Below are 18152 nucleotides of genomic sequence, written 5' to 3'. Positions count from 1 at the left end.
CGGGGGAACGCGGGCCGTTCGCGGATCAGATGCCGCAACCGGAGGCGGACCAGAAGCGACTGGGCCGGTGGTCGACGTGGGCGTGGTCGCCGTGGCCCGGGTAGCCCGGTCCGAGGATGCCGTTGAAGCCGTGGTTGCGGGCCTGCTGGGCGAGCCGGCACAGCGAGTGGGGTCCGGCGCCGAGGTCGGCCGCGTCACCGTACAGATGGCGGCTGGAGGAGGCCCCGCCGACGGCGCTGTTGCAGGCCTGGCTCCGGAAGCCGCTGGTGACGCGGATGGACTGGTCGCCGAGGGCGTGCCGCAGGGCCTCCAGCTTCCACATGGTGCGCAGGGCGTTGGACTTGGCGGTGGCCGCGCTCACCGCGCCCCCGGCCCAGGTGCTGTTGCAGTTGTTCAGCTCCGCGTAGGAGAAGTGGACGGGGGTGCAGTCGTCGTCCTGGAGCGCGTAGATCCTGCTGAACGTCGCGGGGCCAGCGACGCCGTCGGCGGCCAGGCCGTAGGCGGCCTGGAAACGCTTGACGGCGGCGGTGGTCGCCGGCCCGTAGGAGCCGTCGATGCCGAGCACCGCGCCGTAGCCGGGGTAGCCGGCCACGCGGATCTGGAGCGCCGTGACGTCGGCGCCGGACGCCCCCTGGGAGAGGGTGCGCGACCAGGTGTAGCAGCCGTCGGCCTGCGCGGTGCCCGCGGTGGCCACCACTCCGGCCAAGGATGCAGACATGAGCATGACAACGGAGAGGAGCAGGCGGAGAGGGAGGGAACGTGCGGTGCGGTCGGCCATCGGGCCTCCAATGCCTCACGAATCGGATGCGAACGCGGTCCAGGCGCGCCGAGGACGTGATCCACGGCGCGGGCACTCAGAGAGTGGCGGTCCGGTCGACGCGCGTCAACCCGCCGAGCCCGCCGCCATTTGTCGGACCGGTGACGGCAGCGGAACGACACCTCCGCTTCACGCGGCCGGTCCTCCGTCGTCACCCGGTGCCGGCCTCACTCCCGGCGCCCGCTCCGAGCCCGGTCCCGCTCTCGCTCCCGGAAGAGGGGCCGGGCCCCGGAGCCGGACCGCCCCCGCCCGTGAGCCGTTCCGCCGCGCGGGCCTCCCGCAGTGCCGTGATCACCGACCACACCACCGACACCAGCGGCACCGCCACCACCGCGCCCACGATGCCGGCCGCGATCGAGCCCGCGACGACCGAGACCGCCACCACCAGCGGGTGCAGCCGTACGGCCCAGCTCATCACCAGCGGATGCAGCAGGTGCCCCTCGATCTGGCCGATCACCACGATCAGGCCGATCACGACCGCCGCGACGAACGGGCCCTTCGCCGCCAGGGCGACGACCGCGGCGACCGCGAGGGCGACCGGCGAACCGATCAGCGGGACGAACGCGGCCACGAACTCCAGGAGCGCCAGCGGGACCGCGAGCGGCACCCCGAGCAGCCACAGCGCGATGCCCACGAGCACCGCGTTCGTCGCGGCCACGAGCACGATCCCGTGGGTGTAGCCGGTGAACGTGCGCCACGCCGCCCGCCCCCCGATCTCCGCCCGCCCCCGCAGGGACGCCGGCAACTGCTCCCGGAACCACGCCCACTGGCGGTCGCCCGAGTGGAGGAAGAACACCGAGGAGAACAGCGCGAGCGCCAGCGTGGTCAGCACCGCCACCACGTGGTGCGCCCCGCTCACCGCGTCGCTGACCAGCGTCGAACGGTGGCTGGAGAGGAACTGCCCGATCCTCTCCTGCAGGTCCGACAGCGCCCCGGGATCCAGCCGGAACGGCGGCCGCTCCAACCAGCGCTCGATCCGTCCGACGCCGTCCCGGAACTCCCTCACCAGCGTCGTCCGCTGGTCGGCCACGGCCTCGCCGACCAGGGTGAGCACCCCCAGGACCAGCGCGATGCCGCCCAGCAGGGTGAGGGCGACCGCCGCCGACCGGGGCAGCCCCCGGGCGACGACGTCCGCGACCGGCCGCAGCAGCGCGGTGACGACCAGACCCAGGAACACCGCCACCCCGATCTCGTGGAACCGCCCGAGCAGGGCGAACAGGGCGTAGACGAGGGTGCCCACGACGAGCAGCCGCCACGCGTACGCGGCGGCCGTGCGGAGGAACGGGGCCACCTGCGGTGGAGGGCCTGGCTGCATGACCGACGACGTACCACCGCGGCGGCGCCGGGCACCCCGGCGGGCCCCACATTCGCCCGACCAGGAGCCGCCATTGGCCCGACCGGGCCCCCGGTCCGTTCCCCCGTACGGGCGCCCGGCCGGTGTCGCCGCGCCCGTACGGCCGCCGCCCGGTCAGGATCGGTGCATGGGCGTCGTCCTGCCGGTCCTCTTCTCCCTCTTCGCCGCGTTCAGCAACGCGCTGGCCACGGTGCTCCAGCGGCGCGCCGCGCTCACCGTCCCGCAGTCCGACTCCTTCCGCCCCGGACTGATCCTCGACCTGCTGCGCCGCCCGCTCTGGCTGGCGGGCATCCTCGCCGTCATCGCCGCCGGCGTCGGACAGGCGGCGGCCCTGGCGACCGGACCGCTGGCCCTCGTCCAGCCCCTGTTCGTCCTCGAACTGCCCCTCGCCCTCCTCATCGCCTCCCTGGTGGCGCGCGAACGGCTGCCCGCCCGCCTCTGGGCGGCCGTCGCGGCGGTCGTGGCCGGACTCGGGACGGCCCTTGTCGCCGCCTCGCCGGCCGGCAATCGCACCCGTGTCCCGCTGGAGCACTGGGTGCCGGTCCTGGTGGCCTGCGCCGTCGCCGTGGTGGCGCTCACCGCCACCGGGCTGCGCCGACCGCCCGGCCGGGCCAGGGCGGGCTGCCTCGGGGCCGCCACCGCGATCTGCTACGCGCTCACCGCCGCCCTCATGAAGACGTCGATGCACATCCTCGACGAGGGCGGCATCGGCGCCTTCCTGACGGCCTGGCAGACCTACGCCTTCTGCGGGGCGGGGATCGCGGCCCTCCTGCTGCTCGAACACGCCATGCAGGGCGGCCCGCTCGTGGCCTCCCAGCCCGCCCTGACCCTCGGCGACGCCACGGTGAGCCTGGCCCTGGGCGTCCTGCTGTACGAGGAGCACATCCGTACGGGCTGGTGGCTGCTGCCCCAGCTGGCCGGCGTCGCGCTGATCGTCGTCGGGGTGTTCGCCCTGGCCCGCAGCGGGGTCAGCACCTCCTGACCCGGCGGCCGTGGGACCGGTGAGATCGGAACCACCGGGTACACACCGGTTCCGAAGGACTTGTCAGACCTGTCGAAGGAGCGGAGTACGCGATGAGCGGCGTGGACGGTACGGGCGGCGGGGGCGACCGGGAGGACCGGGAGGTCGCGCCGGACCTGCTCGAAGGACTCAGCGTGGACACCAGCAGGCCCGAGCAGCCGCTGCTGCTCGGCGCGGGGGGCGAGCCCATCCGCACGTGGCGGGAGAACTACCCGTACGACCGCAAGGTGCGCCGCGCCGCGTACGAGCGGCAGAAGCGGATCCTGCAGATCGAGATGCTCAAGCTGCAGCGCTGGGCCAAGGAGACCGGTGCACGGATCACGGTGCTGTGCGAGGGGCGGGACGCCGCGGGGAAGGGCGGCACCATCCAGCGTTTCACCGAACGGCTCAACCCGCGCGGCGCCCGGATCGTCGCCCTCGACAAGCCGACCGAGCGCGAAGCCGGACAGTGGTACTTCCAGCGCTACGTGGCCCACCTCCCGGGCCCGGGCGAGATCGTCTTCTTCGACCGCTCCTGGTACAACCGGGCCGGCGTCGAGCGGGTGATGCGCTTCTGCACCGAGGAGGAGTACGAGATGTTCCTCCACCAGTGCCCGCTGTTCGAACGCATGCTGGTCGAGGACGGCACCCACCTCGTGAAGTTCTGGTTCTCCGTCTCCCGGGCCGAGCAGCGCACCCGCTTCGCCATCCGCCAGGTGGACCCGGTCCGGCAGTGGAAGCTCTCGCCCACGGACCTCGCCTCCCTCGACCGCTGGGACGACTACACCACCGCGAAGGTCGCCATGTTCCGGGCGACGGACACCGAGCACGCGCCCTGGACCGTGGTCAAGAACAACGACAAGCGGCGGGGCCGCCTCGAAGCCATGCGCAGCCTCCTGTCCCGCATCGACTACGCGAACAAGGACGAGGAGGCGGTCGGCACGCCCGACCCGCTCATCGTCGGAGCGGCGGACACCCTCCTGGAACCGGGAGAGGAGACGACCGTCCTCTCTCCCACCCCCCTGGCCCCCGCCCGGCAGGGCCCGGGAGAGCACCCCCCGGCCCGCTGACCGGGGCACCTGCCCCCGGCCGCGAGCGCGCGGCCCCGCGTCGCGGGGCCGCGTCCGCCTGGTGCGCCTGCGAGGTCCGTATGCGACCGCGTACCCTGTTCGGCGGCACTCGGAGCGGACCACGGTGTGTGCGATCGGCACCGGGGTAGGCGCGGGAGTACGCACGTACCGAAGAGCGACAGACGCGACGAAAGATCCTCATATGGTCATCCCGCCCGGGAAGCAGAAGGCAGGTGAGCCGGAAACGGACGAGCGCACCGTGCTGCGCCACGAAGCCGCCTGGGAGGACGGGGCGGTCCACGCGGCCGAAGCCCGTCACGCCCTGCGCGCCCTCCTCGCCCGGGCCTCGCGGTCCGGGCGCGCGGCCGTACCCGCCCCCCTCGCCCTGGACGCGGAGCTCGCCGTCAGCGAACTCGTCACCAACGCGGCCCTGCACGCACCGGGCCCCTGCGGTCTGATCCTGTGCCTGTCCGGCGACGAACTCACGATCACGGTGTGGGACACCTCCCGGGACGCGCCGGTGGCGAAAGAGGCCGATCCGACCCGGGTCGGCGGCCACGGGCTGCGCATGGTCCACACGGTCAGCGACAGGGTCGTGGTCGCCCCGCACGGCGAGGGGAAGCGGATCGTCGCGCACTTCCCGCTAGCGCCGGACCGCGACGCCGACCACTGGGGCGGGACCGTCGTCCCGGCTTCGGCCCGTGCGGAGCACGACGGATTCCACGCCGGCTCCGCGGGCCTCGACGAAGCACGGCGCTGATCCTGGTCCCGCCCGCGCCGGTACTGACCCGGCGCGGGCGGGAAGACGGTGCGGACGGTGCGTCAGAGGAACCGGCGGATGGGCAGCACGGCCGCCTCCCGCATCCGCTGGGGGACGGCACGCCGCCGCCAGCGGGTCGGATCGACCGGGGCGCTGCGGCGCAGGTCGTCCTCGAAGTCCCGGTCCAGACCGGCGGTGAAGTCCTCGTCGAGGACGGCCAGCATCACCTCCTCGTCGTGGCTCATGGAACGCCGGTTGAAGTTGGTCGAGCCGATCAGCGAGGCCACGCCGTCGACCGTCATGATCTTGGCGTGCATCATCGTCGGCTGGAACTGGTGGATGGTCACCCCCGCCTCCAGCAGGCGTTCGTAGTGGTACTGCCCCGCCAGCCGGCAGGCCCGCTGATCGGTGTGGGGTCCGGGCAGCAGGATCTCCACGGTGACGCCGCGGCGCGCGGTCGCGCACAGCAGGTCCACGAAATAGGTGTCCGGGGCGAAGTAGGCGGTGGCCAGCCGGAAGCGCTCCTCGGCGCTCGTGAGCATCACCCTGATCAGGGTCTGCATGTCCTGCCAGCCGATGCTCGCCGAGCCGCGGATCACCTGCACGACGCAGTCCCCGGACTGCTCGTGCCCGGTGAACCGGTCCCGGTCGTCGTACAGCTCGTCGTGGCACTCGGCCCAGTTCTGCGAGAAGGCCGCGGCGATGCCGTCCACCGCCGGACCGCGCACCCGGACGTGCGTGTCGCGCCACTCGCGGGCGTTCCGGGCGTCGCCGCACCACTCCTCGGCGATGCCCACGCCGCCCGTGAACGCCGTGTGCTCGTCGACGATCAGCGCCTTGCGGTGACAGCGGTGGTTCTGCTTGAGCGGCGACAGCCACAACGGCTTGCGGAACCAGGCGACCCGCACCCCGGCCTCGCCCATCCGGTCGAGGAGGTCCTGTTCGATCCGCATGGCGCCGAAGCCGTCCAGGAGCAGGCGCACCCGCACGCCGGCGGCGGCGCGCTCGGCCAGCGCGACGGCGAAGTCCCGGGCGATCTGACCGCGCCAGTAGACGAAGGTCATCATGTCGATGGTGTGCTCGGCCGACCTGATGGCGTCGAGCATGGCGGGAAAGATCTGGTCGCCGTTGCGCAGCGCCAGGAGCTCGTTCCCTTCGGTGGCGGCGACGCCGATCAACCGCTCCAGCCGTCGGCGCAGCCGCCGCACACGGTCCGCGGCGGGTCTGTGGTGCTGTTCCACGAGAGTCATGCGAGTCCTCTTCGAATGGTTCGAGAAGCCAGTGGTGACAGTGCCGCGCCCGGCGGAGGGGCGGGGCGGGCCGTACCGTCGACAGCGGCGGACGGGCTCCGCGACCGTCCCGTGACACCCTGCCCTCCGGCCTTTCCATTCGAACCGGCTTTCGTTTCCATGCTGTCCGCATGCCCGGTCGCCGGGACCGTAGACAGCCGTGCGACCGGGATCTCACCTGCCGGTCCGGCGTCGCCGCGGACGCTTCTCCGCCCCCTGCGTCAGACCATCACCAGGAGCCGCGTGTTCGCCACGAGCTTGCGGTTCACGCTGGTGCTCTGCACGAAGATGGTGAAGTCGTCGTTGTGGTCCGGCTTGACCCGCACCTCCACGTCCGGCAGGCCGAGCAGCGCCCGGGCCTCGGGCCCCGTGTACACCCGGTCCGTCTTCTTCTCCAGCACCGCTATCCGCTTCCGCGCCTGCACCTTCTCCGACTTGCTCAGCTGGTAGAAGGCGCAGCCGGTGCGGTAGGCGTGACCGGACTCGACGACCCGGTCCCGGATCGCCGTGTCGTGCGCCACGGGCACGAGGTGGTACGTCGACGGGTCCGCGGGGGTGAGGCCGGCCGCCTCGACGGTGTCCTTGTTGACCGCCTCCGCGCCCGTGGAGAACACCGCCCGCGACCCCCGGATGCCCTTCGTCCTGCCCACCATGAACTTCTCGGTGGCCTCCTGGATGACTTGCCCGGCCTCCTCCAGGCCCTGCGTGCTGGTGGCGTCCCAGACGGCGACGTTCTCCTTCGGGAAGCCGCACTGCATCGCCTCGCGCCTGCCGATCTGGTCCGGCACGAGGACGGCCAGAGTCCAGTTGTCCTGCTGCGTCCCGATCATCCCGGCCACGGCCCCCACCAGCTCGCGCGGATCCTTGGACGGGGCACCCGGGCAGCGGTGGCTCGCGTTCTCCTGACCGTCGGTCAGCACGAACGTCAGGAAGCTGTGGTCGCCGTACAGCTGGGCCGTCTGCGCCAGCTCCCCCTGCGACTTCAGCGCGGCGGCCAGCAGGGACGTCATCCCGCCGACCCGGTACAGCTGCTTCAGCGACGGCATCCGCAGCACGTCCTTGTCGTAGACGACGCACTCCACCGTGTCCGCGAAGACGTACACCGTGACCCGGGTCTCCTGGTCCAGCTCCTTCGACCGGCGGGCCAGGTAGGCGATCTGCCGGTCGGCGACCTCGACGACCTTGCCGCTCAGGTGCGACATGGACGAACTGGCGTCCAGGACGAGAGCGACGTGGTTGATGTAGTTCTGGTTTCCGGACATGACGGTTCCCCCGCGTTCGTTCCTGACTGGATGCTCCAACCCTCCCACCCGCCACTGACAATCGACCTCGGCTCCGCACCCGTCCCGCTCCCGCCGGCGAACGGGCCCCGCGTCATCCGTCGAGGGCCTCCAACCCTCTGCTCCAGCGGGCCTTCCGTTCCGCCGGGCCCTGCTCCCACCACGGCTCCCCGCGCTCCCCGAGGGCCACCTTCGCCGTGTGCACCCGCGCCCGCGCGGCGCGTTCGGCCTCCGCGTCGTCCTTCCGCCGCGCCGCGGCCACGGCACGGCGGGCCGCCATCAGATGGGCGCGCAGCCTCGCGGCCGGCTCCGGGGGGACGTCCGGATCGGTGGCGCGCCACCGCCGGCCGCCGACGACGATGTGACGCCCGTCGGGTGTGCGCTCCGGCCGCGACTTCGACGGCATCGGCACCGGCTCCCTTCGACCCCCGCCTCCCGGGCCGCGCTCCGGGCGTCCTCCCGGTCATTCTGCGGGAGATCGGACGGTTCCGCTCCCCGCCCCGGACCGCGCTCCGGGAATCACCCTGCGGACCGCCGGTGAATCGCACGGCTCGGGGTACACGGGCCGGCATGGCAGCGAAGACAGATCACCTCACTTCCCTGCGGGCCGCGCGTCAGCTGCGCCGGATCCGCGGTTTCTACGCGGTGGCCGTCCTGTTGTGGACCGTCGCGGTGGCATGGACGGCGTGGACGCATCCCGGAACCCGGCAGATGTGGGTCTCCGTGGGCCTTCTGGCGCTCTTCGCCGGGCTGCTGTGCACGGCCTCCCTGTGGCTGCGCAGCCTCCGGGCCGCCACCGGACGCGGCCCGGCGCACCACGCCGCACCCCGGCGGACGGCCTCCCCCCGGCACGCGAACGCCTGAGGCCGGTCCGCGGAACCGGTTCTCCGGTACGCCACCGGAGGCCGGAAATCGTCCGAGACGGATTCATCACGGAGAATGGGGAAAGCGGTACGGCACCCACAGCCGCATCCCCGCGAGGAGCCACCATGACCACCTTCGTCATCACCGTTCCCGGCACGTTCACCTCGGGCATCACCGACTCCGCGCGTTCGGCCCTCGAAAGGGAGCTGTCCCCGCAGCACACCGACGTGAGCGAGAGCGAAGGCCTGAACCTGCTGACCCTGAACGAGGGCGGCATGTTCTCGGTCCGCCTCGAAGTCGAGGCCGCCGACCGGTACGAGGCCGAACTGGACGCCGCGAAACTCGTCTCGGACGCGTTGAGGAAGGCGGGTATCGCGGAGGACGACGCCCCCCTGGGGCCACCGACGGTCACCGGCATCGACAGCGACCTCTGACCTCCGCCCGTTCGACGCCGGGGCGCGGGACGTGTGGACCCGTCCCGCGCCCCGGCCGTTTCACAGTGCCTTCAGGGACCCCTCGAACTCGGGAAGCGAGACCAGCCCGTCGCCGTCGACGTCCGCCCCGCGGAAAAGGCGCCGCAGCGCCTCGGGGTCGAACTTCCGCCCCGTCACCCGTTCCACGGCGCCACCGAACTCGTGGACGTCGAGCAACCAGTCGTCGTCGGTGTCGAACTCGCCGAACACCGCCCTGGTCTCCTCCGGCGCATTCGCCTCGACCATGTGGACACCCCCTCACCGTCCCGGACCTCCGCCGCGGACGGACCCTCCGCTTGCCCGCTCTCCCGGCCCGCAAACGGCCCCGTCGACGGGGCGCGGGGCCGGACGGGGCCCGCGCCGTGCCGGGCCGTCCAGTGGACCGGAGCGGTCCGGCACGGCGCGCCTCGGCCGGGCGCGCCTCCGTCGGTGGAGGATGGCGGGGCGTCGGCCCGTGACGTACCGGCCGGCGTTCTTCCGGCGCGTGAGGAGGACCCGGCATGGACCGGACCGACCGGCCCGACCGGCCGGAATCCGACGGCGGCCGTTACGGCGAAGCCGTCTTCCGTCCCGACCGGACCGGCGAGGACGCGCGCATCGACCATGGCGCGCTCGCCTACGACGACATCACCGTGCGCCGGCTGCGGGCACTGGGAGCGGGACCGGGGTGGCACTGCCTCGACGTGGGCGCCGGCACGGGCACGGTCGCCCGCCGCCTGCTGGAGGAGGCGGGAGTGGCGAGCGTGCTCGCCGTGGACCGCGACGTGCGCTTCCTCGCCGAACGCCCCACGCCCGGACTCGACGTCCTGGAGGCCGACGTCACCGCCCCCGACTTCGCCCCCGGCCGGTTCCGACTCGTCCACGCGCGCTTCGTCCTGATGCACCTGCCCGACCACGACCGCCTGCTCACGGCGCTGGCCGAGCTGCTCGAACCCGGGGGAGTACTGGTGCTCGGCGACGCGGTGGACCTGACGAGCGACCGGACGCCCGCCACGCCGTACACCACGGCCATGCGGGCGATGTGGCGGGGCCTGCGGGCCACCATCGGCACCGACGTCTCCTGGGTGCCGTCCTACCCGCACCTGTTGCGGAGGGCGGGGCTGGAGGACGTCGCGGCCGAGATCCACGTGCCGCCGCTACTGCCCGGCAGCCCCCTCAGCCGCTTCTGGGCCGACACCTGGGAACGGAGCAGGGCGGCCATGACCGCCACCGGCCTGGTCGACGACGAGGCCGTCGACGCGGCGGTCCGGTACCTGGACTCCGACGAGTGCGCCGCCCTTTCGGCCGGCATGCTCACCGCCTGGGGAAGGCGACCCGCGGAGACACCGCGCTGACACGGCCCCCGGTCTCCGGCGCCCCCTCCGGCGGGGTTACCGCCGGGCGGGGTTGCGCCGCGCCAGGGACAGGTTCAGGGCGGTGGCGAACAGGCACCAGGCGGCGTACGGGACGAGTGCCCCGGCGGCCCGGCGGTCCACGGCGGCCGTCCTCCGCAGGAGCTCGACGTTGCAGACGTCCAGCAGCACGGTGCCGGCCACGCCCGCCCACGGGCTGCGCCGGCGGAAGAACAGGTGGTTCCAGGCGGCGTTCAGCACCAGATCGGCCCCTAGGCTGGCGGCCAGGGCGGTGCGCCGCGCGCCCCGCGCCCTGGTCAGCCCCCGCCCGCCGGCCCAGGCGAGCGACGCGTACAAGGGGGTCCAGACGGCGCCGAAGGCCCAGGAGGGCGGCTGCCAGGGCGGTTTGTCGAGCGACCTGTACCACGGGCTGTCCGCGTCCACCGCGCGGGCTCCGGCCACGGCGGTCGTGACCACGGCCGCGGCGGTGGCCGCGTAGGTCCTCCGTACGCCCGCGGCGGGCGCGGTCCTCTCACCGATGATCCTCACACCGGTGCGAGTGCCCGCGAATCCGCTCTCCACCCCTCCCTCCGCCCGCCGGTCGCCGGGGAGCCGGTCCGGACGGCGCGGAGGACCGTTCCCGCAGGAGTTCCGGATCTCTCCGCGACGTAACGGATTGAGGCCGGACCGCACGGGCACGCGGACCTCGTGACGGCGCGCGCCCGACTTCCCGGGCGCGGTCGGGAACAGCGGAACCGCGGAACGGATGAGAGAGCGCATGAGTACGGTCGGGAAGCCTGCACCAATGTCGGCACGACGGATCCGGCCCGGGGGCCGCGACGGCGTCCGGACGCCGCCCCTGAGGCCCGGCGGTTACGATCCGGGCGACTACACCTCGTGCGTACTGAGCGGCGCGGAGGAGGCCGGTGTCTCCCCGCTGCTCGTGATGACCGTGCTCCACAACGAGGCGTACAAGCCGCACCACCCCCTGCTGGAGCGGCTGTGGCAGTGGTGGAAGCCCGGTGCCTCCTTCGGGCTGGGCAACATGCACCGCGCGACGTTCGAGCGGGTCCGCCGGGAGCACGGCCTGTCGGAGCGGTGGCAGGACCTGCGCGACGACCCGGCCTTCGCCGTCCGCGCCGCGGCCCTGCACCTGAAGGACCTCGACCGGAGCCTCCCGGAGCGCCACGTGCGCCGCTACACGCGCGACGAACTGCTCGCCCTCGGCTACAACACGGGCGGACGCAACATGCGGGCCTTCGCCCGGGGCGTCCCGCCCGGCCCCATGGCCCGCTCGTACCTGCGCCGTTTCCGTGCCCACGAGAGCAGGGCCGCCGAGATCCTGGCGGAGCACGGCGTCCGCCCGCACACGCGGACCGCCCCGGAGGCATGAACCGCCGCACGGGTGGCAGACGGAAGCGGACACCACGTACCGGACCCGCCGCCGCCCCGGCGGCCACGTCGGGATCCGGCGGAAGAGGAGGACATCTTGTCGAAGGTCGAAGAGTCCATCGAGGTCGGCGTCCCCGTGACCGCCGCGTACAACCAGTGGACGCTGTTCGAGGACTTCCCCGCGTTCATGGAGGGGGTCGAGCGGATCGAGCAGCGCACCGACACCCTCACCCACTGGGTCACCAGGATCGACGGGGTGGAGCGGGAGTTCGACGCGAAGATCACCGAGCAGATCCCCGACGAGCGCGTCGCCTGGACCACCGTGGGCGGTGAGGTCCGGCAGGCGGGGGTCGTGACGTTCCACTACATCGACGACAACACCACCAAGATCATGCTGCAGCTCGACCACGACCCCGAGGGAGTGGCCGAGACCGTCGGGGACAAGCTGGGCTTCGTCCGGCGTCAGGTCGCCGGCGACCTGAAGCGGTTCAAGGAGTTCATCGAGTCCCGCTCCGGGGCCGGCCTCGGCGGCTGGCGCGGCGAGGTCTGACGGGGCGGGATCCGACGGCCTTGCGGCGTCCCGGCCCGCGGGCCGGGACGCCGACCGGTGGGGGACACCTCCACCGGGCACCGGCGGCGGTCGGTGTGGTGGTGCCCGGCGCGGCCGCCCGCGTACCGTCCGGCGGAGCGGGTACACGAGCGGGCCGTCGACCCCTGCTCACCGTGCTCCACCCCGTTCAGCACGCTGACGCGGCGCGTCGCGCCCCCGAGCCGCTCCCGGGTGCTTCGAGCCGCTCCGGAGCGGTGGCGGCGAGTGCGCCGATGTCCGATCATGACGTGGACCGGACGGCCGGGCCATGGGCACAACTGCGTATGGACGGCGGCCGGTTACCGTGGGACGCCACGGTCCACCAGGGGTTTCGGGGGAAGCGGTCATGCGGGAACGGCATGCGCGGATGCTGGATCTGGCGGTCGAGGTGATGAGCGCCGAAGACCCGGAGCACGTCTGGCACCTGCTCGCCGAGGAGCTGCTCACGGCGCTAGACGCGGCGCTTGTCGTGGTCAAGGAGGAGCCCTGGACTCGTGATCGGGGCGACATCGCGCTCTGGTCGCCCCTGCCGGGCCCCGAGGACCACGACGACGAGTCGGTCCGGCGCCACATCCGGGAGGGCTATCCCTTCGCCGGCCACTACGGGCTCGGCGGGGACATGACCCCGCAGAGCGCCGCGCGCGTCACCGGAGCACGGGTCTGGCGGGACAGCGCGACGGCCGACGCCCTGCACCGGGCCTTCGGGACGCGGCACATGCTCGGCATACCGTTCCCCGGCGCCGGCCCGTACGTCAGCGGGTTCGTGGTGCACCGCCCGGGGAGGGACTTCTCCCCGTACGACCTGCGGTACGCCGCGCGGGTGCAGCCGCTGCTCAGGGCGGCGACGAACCACCGGACCCTCCTGAACGCGTTGCGGGAGACGTCGGACGGCGACCCGAGGCAGCGTGCCAACCGGGCCCTGGAGGCGCCGCTGACGCCCCGTGAGCTGAACGTCCTGCACCTGCTCGCCACCGGACTGCCGGCCGACGCCATGGCGCGCCGCCTGGGCATCTCGCCGCGCACCGTGCACAAGCACCTGCACGCGCTCTACCGGAAGCTGGGAGCCGCGGACCGGCTCAGCGCGGTGCTCCGCGCCCAGGGCGCCGGTCTGCTCACCGCGCCCGACGGTGCCGCCGCACCTTCCGGAAGCGGGATTCCGCCCAGCGCCAAGGCGTGACCCGGGTCCGGGACTTGGCGCCCTCCGATCGATCGGGGAATCTGGTCCAGACCTCTTGACGATTGGTCCAGACCTTCTTAGTGTCGCCGGGACGCACTGCGGTGAGCGCAGGGCGGGGCACCACGTACTCAGGGCGACGCAGGGCGTGCGGGTCACGGATCGCCGCCTGTGTCCCGGATCCCATCCGAGGAGCATCGTTGAGCACCGAAACACCCAGCCGCCGAACCCGGCTGCCGCGGAGCGTCACCCGGAGCGGACGGGCCAGAGCCGTCGCGGGCGTCACCGCACTGTTCCTCCCCCTGGCCGCCATGGTCGGACTCGCCGCCCCCGCCGAGGCGGCCGCCTCGGCCACCGCGACCTACACCAAGAAGTCCGACTGGGGCTCGGGCTTCGAGGGCCAGTGGACGGTGAAGAACACCGGCACCACCACGCTCTCCTCCTGGACCGTCGAGTGGGACTTCCCCACCGGGACCAAGGTCACCTCCGCCTGGGACGCCACCGTCACCAACTCGGCGAACCACTGGACCGCCAAGAACCTCGGCTGGAACGGCACCCTCGCCCCCGGCGCGTCCATCTCCTTCGGGTTCAACGGCGCCGGCACCGGCGCCCCCAGCGGCTGCAAGCTCAACGGCGCCGCCTGCGACGGCTCCACCCAGCCGGGCGACAACGCCCCCTCCGCGCCCGGCAAGCCCACCGCGAGCGACGTCACCAACACCTCGGTGAAGCTCACCTGGGCGGCCGCCACCGACGACAAGGGCGTCAAGAACTACGACGTCAAGCGCGACGGCGCCACCGTCGCCACGGTCACCGGCACCACCTACACCAACACGGGCCTGACCGCCGGCACCGACTACGCCTACACGGTCGTCGCCCGCGACACCGCCGACCAGACCGGCCCGGCCTCCGCCTCCACCGCGGTCCGCACCACCGGCGGCGGTGGCGGCGAGAACCCCGGCGGCGGCAAGATCAACCTGGGCTACTTCACCAACTGGGGCCCCTACACGGTGAAGAACCTGGTCACCTCCGGCTCCGCGTCGAAGATCACCCACATCAACTACGCCTTCGGCAACGTGCAGAACGGCAAGTGCACGGTCGGCGACGCCTACGCCGACTACGAGAAGTCCTTCACCGCCGACCAGTCGGTCGACGGCAAGGCCGACGTCTGGGACCAGCCGCTGCGCGGCCACTTCAACCAGCTCCGCAAGCTCAAGGCCCAGTACCCGCACATCAAGGTCCTGTGGTCCTTCGGCGGCTGGACCTGGTCCGGCGGCTTCGGCCAGGCCGTGCAGAACCCGACCGCCTTCGCCCAGTCCTGCTACGACCTGGTCGAGGACCCGCGCTGGGCCGACGTCTTCGACGGCATCGACCTGGACTGGGAGTACCCCAACGCCTGCGGCCTGACCTGTGACACCAGCGGCCCGGCCTCGATCAAGAACATGATGCAGGCCATGCGCGCCAAGTTCGGCGCCAACAACCTGATCACCGCGGCCATCACCGCCGACGGCTCCAACGGCGGCAAGCTCGACGCGGCCGACTACGGCGGCGCCGCCCAGTACATCGACTGGTACGACGTGATGACGTACGACTACTTCGGCACCTGGGCCGCGCAGGGCCCGACCGCCCCGCACTCCCCGCTCACCTCGTACCCCGGCATCCCCGCGCAGGGCTTCAATTCGGCGGACGCGATCGCCAAGCTGAAGGCCAAGGGCGTCCCCGGCTCCAAGCTGCTGCTCGGCATCGGCTTCTACGGTCGCGGCTGGACCGGCGTCACCCAGTCCGCCCCCGGCGGCACCGCGACCGGCCCGGCGGCCGGCGTCGAGCCGGGCAACCAGTACTACAAGGTCCTGAAGACCACCTGCCCGGCCACCGGCACGATCGCCGGCACCGCGTACGCCCACTGCGGCAGCGACTGGTGGAGCTACGACACCCCGGCCACCGTCACCACCAAGATGGCCTGGGCCAAGAGCCAGGGCCTGGGCGGCGCCTTCTTCTGGGAGTTCAACGGCGACACCGTCGACGGCGAACTGGTGAAGGCGATCAGCAACGGCCTGAAGTAGCAGGGCGAGCGGGCCCCGACGGTCCGCACCCGCACGTCCGTCCCGCCCGCCCCGATCAGGGGGCGGGCGGGACGCTTTTGTCGCGCCCCGGGTTTCGGCGAGCCCTCGGGGTTTCGCCGCCTCCCCGGTTTTTGTCGCGTCCCCGGGGCGAACGAGAGCGGAGAGTGCCCCGCCTCAGCGCGCCAGCCGGTCGAGCGCGGCGAGCACCGGCGCGACGCCGTCCTCCCGGGCCAGCCGATCGGCCAGCGCGTGCGCCCGTGTGCGGTAGGAGGCGTCCGCCGTCGCCCGGCGCAGGGCGGCGGTCAGGGAGCCGGAGGTGAGACGACGCAGCGGCACCGCCTCCGGGGCGGTGCCCAGCGCGGTCAGCCGGGAGGCCCAGAAGGCCGCGTCGAACTGCACCGGCACCGGCACGGCGGGCACCCCGGCCCGCAGGACGGCGCCGGTCGTACCGGCCCCCGCGTGATGGACGACGGCGGCGGTCCGGGGGAACAGCAGCGAGTGCGGCACCTCGTCGACGGCCAGGAGGTCGTCGCCCCCGGCGTCGAGGCCCGCCCAGCCCCGCTGGACGATGCCGCGCACCCCCGCCGCGCGCAGCGCGGTGACGACCGCGCGGCTCACCCGCCCGGGATCGGGGACGGTGGCGCTGCCCAGACCGACGAAGACCGGAGGCGGCCCGGCGGCGAGGAAGTCCTCGACCTCCGGGGAGAGCCGCCCGGTCACGTGCGGCCACCAGTACCCGGCCGTCTCCAGCCCCGCCGGCCAGTCCCGGGGGCGGGGGACGACGAGCTCGCTGTAGCCGTGCAGGACGGTCCGCGCCCGACGGCCCCCGGACCGGCCCGCCGGCCCGAGTCCGTGCCGCCGCAGCGACCGGACGGAACCGGCGGACACCAGCTCCACCGACGTCATGACGGCCCGCCCGCTCAGCCTGTTCCCCACCGCCCCCAGCGACCGCGTCCCGAGCACCGGGGCGGGGAACTCCGCGGTGGGATGCAGCGGTTGGAGGTGCAGTCCCACGGCGGGCACCGACAGGCGCTCGGCGATCGCGTACCCGAGTGGCCCCAGTGCTCCGCCGACCAGCAGGACGTCGCCCTCCCGGGCCGCCTCCACCAGGGCGGCCGTCATCTCGTCGGCCGCCCGGCGGGCCAGGGAGACCAGCCGTACGAGCTTCCCCGCGCCGGTCCTCGCGTCGTGCAGCCGCCGCCCCCGCTCGGAGTGCAGCTCGGCCCTGGGATCCACCGGCAGCGGACGGAACCGCACCCCCGAACCGTCCACCAGCGGCTCGAACACCGCGTGCGTGGCCAGCGTCACCTCGTGCCCCGCCCGTACGAGACCGGCCCCCAGACCCGTGTACGGCGCGACGTCGCCCCGCGACCCCGCCGTCATCATCACGATGCGCACCCCGCCAGTGTGGCCCACCGGAGAGAAGCGCGGCAGAGGACCTGCCGACGGCGCCACCGCGCCCGGGGTCCTCCCCGGGCCGCCCGCCGCCGTTCACGGGCGGTCCGCTCACGCGACGGGCGCGACGCGCACGGTCTCCACCCAGGGCGGGGGCGCGGGCGGGGCGTCCCCGACCAGTGCGGCGATCAGCCGGCAGGACGGCGTCTCGTCCGGCCACGGCGTGTACCCGTCGGTGAGCACGACCACGATGTTCGGCCGGTCGGGCAGGGCCAGCGCCGCACCGATGCCGACCCGCATGTCCGTGCCCCCGCCGCCGGTCAGGGACACCTCGCCGGCACTGCGCACCCGGGTCACGGCGTGCACGTCGGCGTCGCACACGAGGACGGCGACCCGGTCGGCGCCGACGCCCACCTCCCGCAGGACACCGGTGACCTCGGCGAGCGCGGCCGCGAGCTCGTCGGGACCCATCGACCCCGAGGTGTCGATGACGACGGCCACCCGGGGCAGCGGCCTGCGCAGACTGGGCAGCACCACCCGGCCGCCGAGCGCGGGCGTCCTGCGCGAGGGACGGCGGTACGTGTAGTCCACCGCGCCGACCGCCCATGCGGCGGCCTCGCGGACCGTCCCCGCCAGGACCCGGCGCCAGTCGACGGTGGGCTCCAGCAGCTCCTCGGCCCACCGGGCCCAGCCCCCGGGGACCCGGCCCCGGGCGCGCCGGTGGGCCCGTACGGCCTCGGCGGTCCGCCGGCGCAGCGCCTCCGCCTCCACCGGGCCGACCCGGGCGGGACCCCCGTCCTCGCTCAGCTCCCAGGGCGCGGGGACGCCGTGCGCGCCGGAACCGCAGTCCGGCCCGTGGGGCGTCGGAGGGATCGCCGGCAGATAGCTCTCGAAGAGGCCGCCCGTGGGCAGCCCGTAGAGCCGGGGCTCCATCCGGCCCTCGGGCAGGACGAGGCCGTCGGCGAGCAGGTCGTCGTTGATCTCGCAGTCCTGCGCGATGTTGAGCCGGACCGGATCGCGCTGGTCGGCGGCGGGCAGGCGCCCGGCCCGGCCGTGGTGGTCGCGCAGCAGGTGGGCCACCTCGTGGACCCACACCCCGGCCAGCTCGACCACCGGGGTCGCCTCGACGAAGGCGGGGGAGACGTAGCAGCGCCAGTGCCGGTCGACGCCCATGGTGCGCACCCCGGCCGAGGGGACCACCGTCAGGGCGTACAGCGCGGAGGCGAGGTACGGACGGGCCTCGGCGGCCCGGTAGCGGGCCGCCAGCAGTTTCGCGCGGTCCAGGGCCGGGCGCACGGCGGCCC

The 18152-nt window shown here is 73.5% G+C and carries 19 protein-coding genes; 10 read left to right on the top strand and 9 right to left on the bottom strand.

Translation table 11 applies throughout. The features are described 5' to 3' along the window. Nucleotides 1–25 precede the first annotated feature (25 nt). Nucleotides 26–718: a D-Ala-D-Ala carboxypeptidase family metallohydrolase gene (locus tag AB0398_RS25160; protein ID WP_366377885.1), complete on the bottom strand. Its 693-nt coding sequence runs from the start codon at nucleotides 716–718 to the stop codon at nucleotides 26–28. Nucleotides 719–968: 250 nt separating this feature from the next. After that, entirely contained in the window at nucleotides 969–2132 is a 1164-nt protein-coding gene (locus AB0398_RS25155) for an AI-2E family transporter (protein WP_366377884.1), read from the bottom strand. A 166-nt stretch (nucleotides 2133–2298) separates the two neighbouring features. Between AB0398_RS25155 and AB0398_RS25150 the strand changes: the two genes are divergently transcribed. From AB0398_RS25150 to AB0398_RS25140, 3 genes are all read left to right on the top strand, one after another. Beyond that, nucleotides 2299–3153: a DMT family transporter gene (locus AB0398_RS25150; RefSeq protein WP_366377883.1), complete on the top strand. Its 855-nt coding sequence runs from the start codon at nucleotides 2299–2301 to the stop codon at nucleotides 3151–3153. Between the two features lie 92 nt (nucleotides 3154–3245). Next, entirely contained in the window at nucleotides 3246–4241 is a 996-nt protein-coding gene (gene ppk2 / locus AB0398_RS25145) for a polyphosphate kinase 2 (protein WP_366377882.1), read from the top strand. A 202-nt stretch (nucleotides 4242–4443) separates the two neighbouring features. Next, a complete protein-coding gene (locus AB0398_RS25140; protein WP_366377881.1) occupies nucleotides 4444–5001 on the top strand; it encodes an ATP-binding protein in 558 nt (185 codons plus the stop codon). A gap of 62 nt (nucleotides 5002–5063) precedes the next feature. On the opposite strand, the gene AB0398_RS25135 is transcribed toward AB0398_RS25140, so the two are convergent. The 3 genes from AB0398_RS25135 to AB0398_RS25125 form a co-directional block, all read right to left on the bottom strand. Beyond that, nucleotides 5064–6251, bottom strand: a complete 1188-nt coding sequence (locus tag AB0398_RS25135) for a phospholipase D-like domain-containing protein (RefSeq protein ID WP_366377880.1) — start codon at nucleotides 6249–6251, stop codon at nucleotides 5064–5066. A gap of 260 nt (nucleotides 6252–6511) precedes the next feature. Continuing rightward, entirely contained in the window at nucleotides 6512–7552 is a 1041-nt protein-coding gene (locus AB0398_RS25130; RefSeq protein WP_366377879.1) for a vWA domain-containing protein, read from the bottom strand. A gap of 112 nt (nucleotides 7553–7664) precedes the next feature. Next, on the bottom strand, nucleotides 7665–7976 hold the full coding sequence (locus AB0398_RS25125; protein WP_366377878.1) for a hypothetical protein: 312 nt from the start codon (nucleotides 7974–7976) through the stop codon (nucleotides 7665–7667). 164 nt (nucleotides 7977–8140) lie between these two features. Here AB0398_RS25125 and AB0398_RS25120 point away from each other — a divergent pair, with 164 nt between their 5' ends. Both AB0398_RS25120 and AB0398_RS25115 read left to right on the top strand, forming a co-directional pair. After that, nucleotides 8141–8434: a hypothetical protein gene (locus AB0398_RS25120; RefSeq protein WP_366377877.1), complete on the top strand. Its 294-nt coding sequence runs from the start codon at nucleotides 8141–8143 to the stop codon at nucleotides 8432–8434. Between the two features lie 125 nt (nucleotides 8435–8559). Further along, nucleotides 8560–8868 carry a hypothetical protein gene (locus AB0398_RS25115; protein WP_366377876.1) on the top strand — a complete coding sequence of 103 codons (309 nt, stop codon included), beginning with the start codon at nucleotides 8560–8562 and terminating at the stop codon, nucleotides 8866–8868. Between the two features lie 60 nt (nucleotides 8869–8928). Here the strand turns inward: AB0398_RS25115 and AB0398_RS25110 are convergent, their stop codons facing one another. Next, the gene (locus tag AB0398_RS25110) at nucleotides 8929–9153 is read right to left on the bottom strand and encodes an EF-hand domain-containing protein (protein ID WP_366377875.1); all 225 of its coding nucleotides are present in this window, start codon (nucleotides 9151–9153) and stop codon (nucleotides 8929–8931) included. 254 nt (nucleotides 9154–9407) lie between these two features. Between AB0398_RS25110 and AB0398_RS25105 the strand changes: the two genes are divergently transcribed. Continuing rightward, nucleotides 9408–10241, top strand: a complete 834-nt coding sequence (locus AB0398_RS25105; RefSeq protein WP_366377874.1) for a methyltransferase domain-containing protein — start codon at nucleotides 9408–9410, stop codon at nucleotides 10239–10241. A 36-nt stretch (nucleotides 10242–10277) separates the two neighbouring features. Here the strand turns inward: AB0398_RS25105 and AB0398_RS25100 are convergent, their stop codons facing one another. After that, nucleotides 10278–10820, bottom strand: a complete 543-nt coding sequence (locus tag AB0398_RS25100; protein ID WP_366377873.1) for a TspO/MBR family protein — start codon at nucleotides 10818–10820, stop codon at nucleotides 10278–10280. A gap of 223 nt (nucleotides 10821–11043) precedes the next feature. Between AB0398_RS25100 and AB0398_RS25095 the strand changes: the two genes are divergently transcribed. The 4 genes from AB0398_RS25095 (at nucleotide 11044) to AB0398_RS25080 (ending at nucleotide 15453) form a co-directional block, all read left to right on the top strand. Beyond that, nucleotides 11044–11631: a lytic transglycosylase domain-containing protein gene (locus tag AB0398_RS25095; RefSeq protein ID WP_366377872.1), complete on the top strand. Its 588-nt coding sequence runs from the start codon at nucleotides 11044–11046 to the stop codon at nucleotides 11629–11631. Nucleotides 11632–11727: 96 nt separating this feature from the next. Next, nucleotides 11728–12180, top strand: a complete 453-nt coding sequence (locus AB0398_RS25090; RefSeq protein ID WP_366377871.1) for an SRPBCC family protein — start codon at nucleotides 11728–11730, stop codon at nucleotides 12178–12180. A 385-nt stretch (nucleotides 12181–12565) separates the two neighbouring features. Beyond that, nucleotides 12566–13396 (top strand): LuxR C-terminal-related transcriptional regulator, encoded by an 831-nt coding sequence (locus AB0398_RS25085; RefSeq protein WP_366377870.1) that lies wholly within the window; start codon nucleotides 12566–12568, stop codon nucleotides 13394–13396. A 197-nt stretch (nucleotides 13397–13593) separates the two neighbouring features. Then, on the top strand, nucleotides 13594–15453 hold the full coding sequence (locus tag AB0398_RS25080; protein WP_366377869.1) for a glycoside hydrolase family 18 chitinase: 1860 nt from the start codon (nucleotides 13594–13596) through the stop codon (nucleotides 15451–15453). Nucleotides 15454–15627: 174 nt separating this feature from the next. Here the strand turns inward: AB0398_RS25080 and AB0398_RS25075 are convergent, their stop codons facing one another. Together AB0398_RS25075 and AB0398_RS25070 are read right to left on the bottom strand one after the other, a co-directional pair. After that, nucleotides 15628–16836, bottom strand: a complete 1209-nt coding sequence (locus AB0398_RS25075) for a glycosyltransferase (protein ID WP_366377937.1) — start codon at nucleotides 16834–16836, stop codon at nucleotides 15628–15630. A 123-nt stretch (nucleotides 16837–16959) separates the two neighbouring features. Further along, nucleotides 16960–18144 (bottom strand): VWA-like domain-containing protein, encoded by a 1185-nt coding sequence (locus tag AB0398_RS25070; protein WP_366377868.1) that lies wholly within the window; start codon nucleotides 18142–18144, stop codon nucleotides 16960–16962. Between the last annotated feature and the right edge of the window lie 8 nt (nucleotides 18145–18152).

The sequence above is a fragment of the Streptomyces sp. NPDC086147 genome (assembly GCF_040702165.1).
Taxonomy (GTDB): domain Bacteria; phylum Actinomycetota; class Actinomycetes; order Streptomycetales; family Streptomycetaceae; genus Streptomyces.
This window is presented reverse-complemented; position numbering and strand designations above follow the sequence as displayed.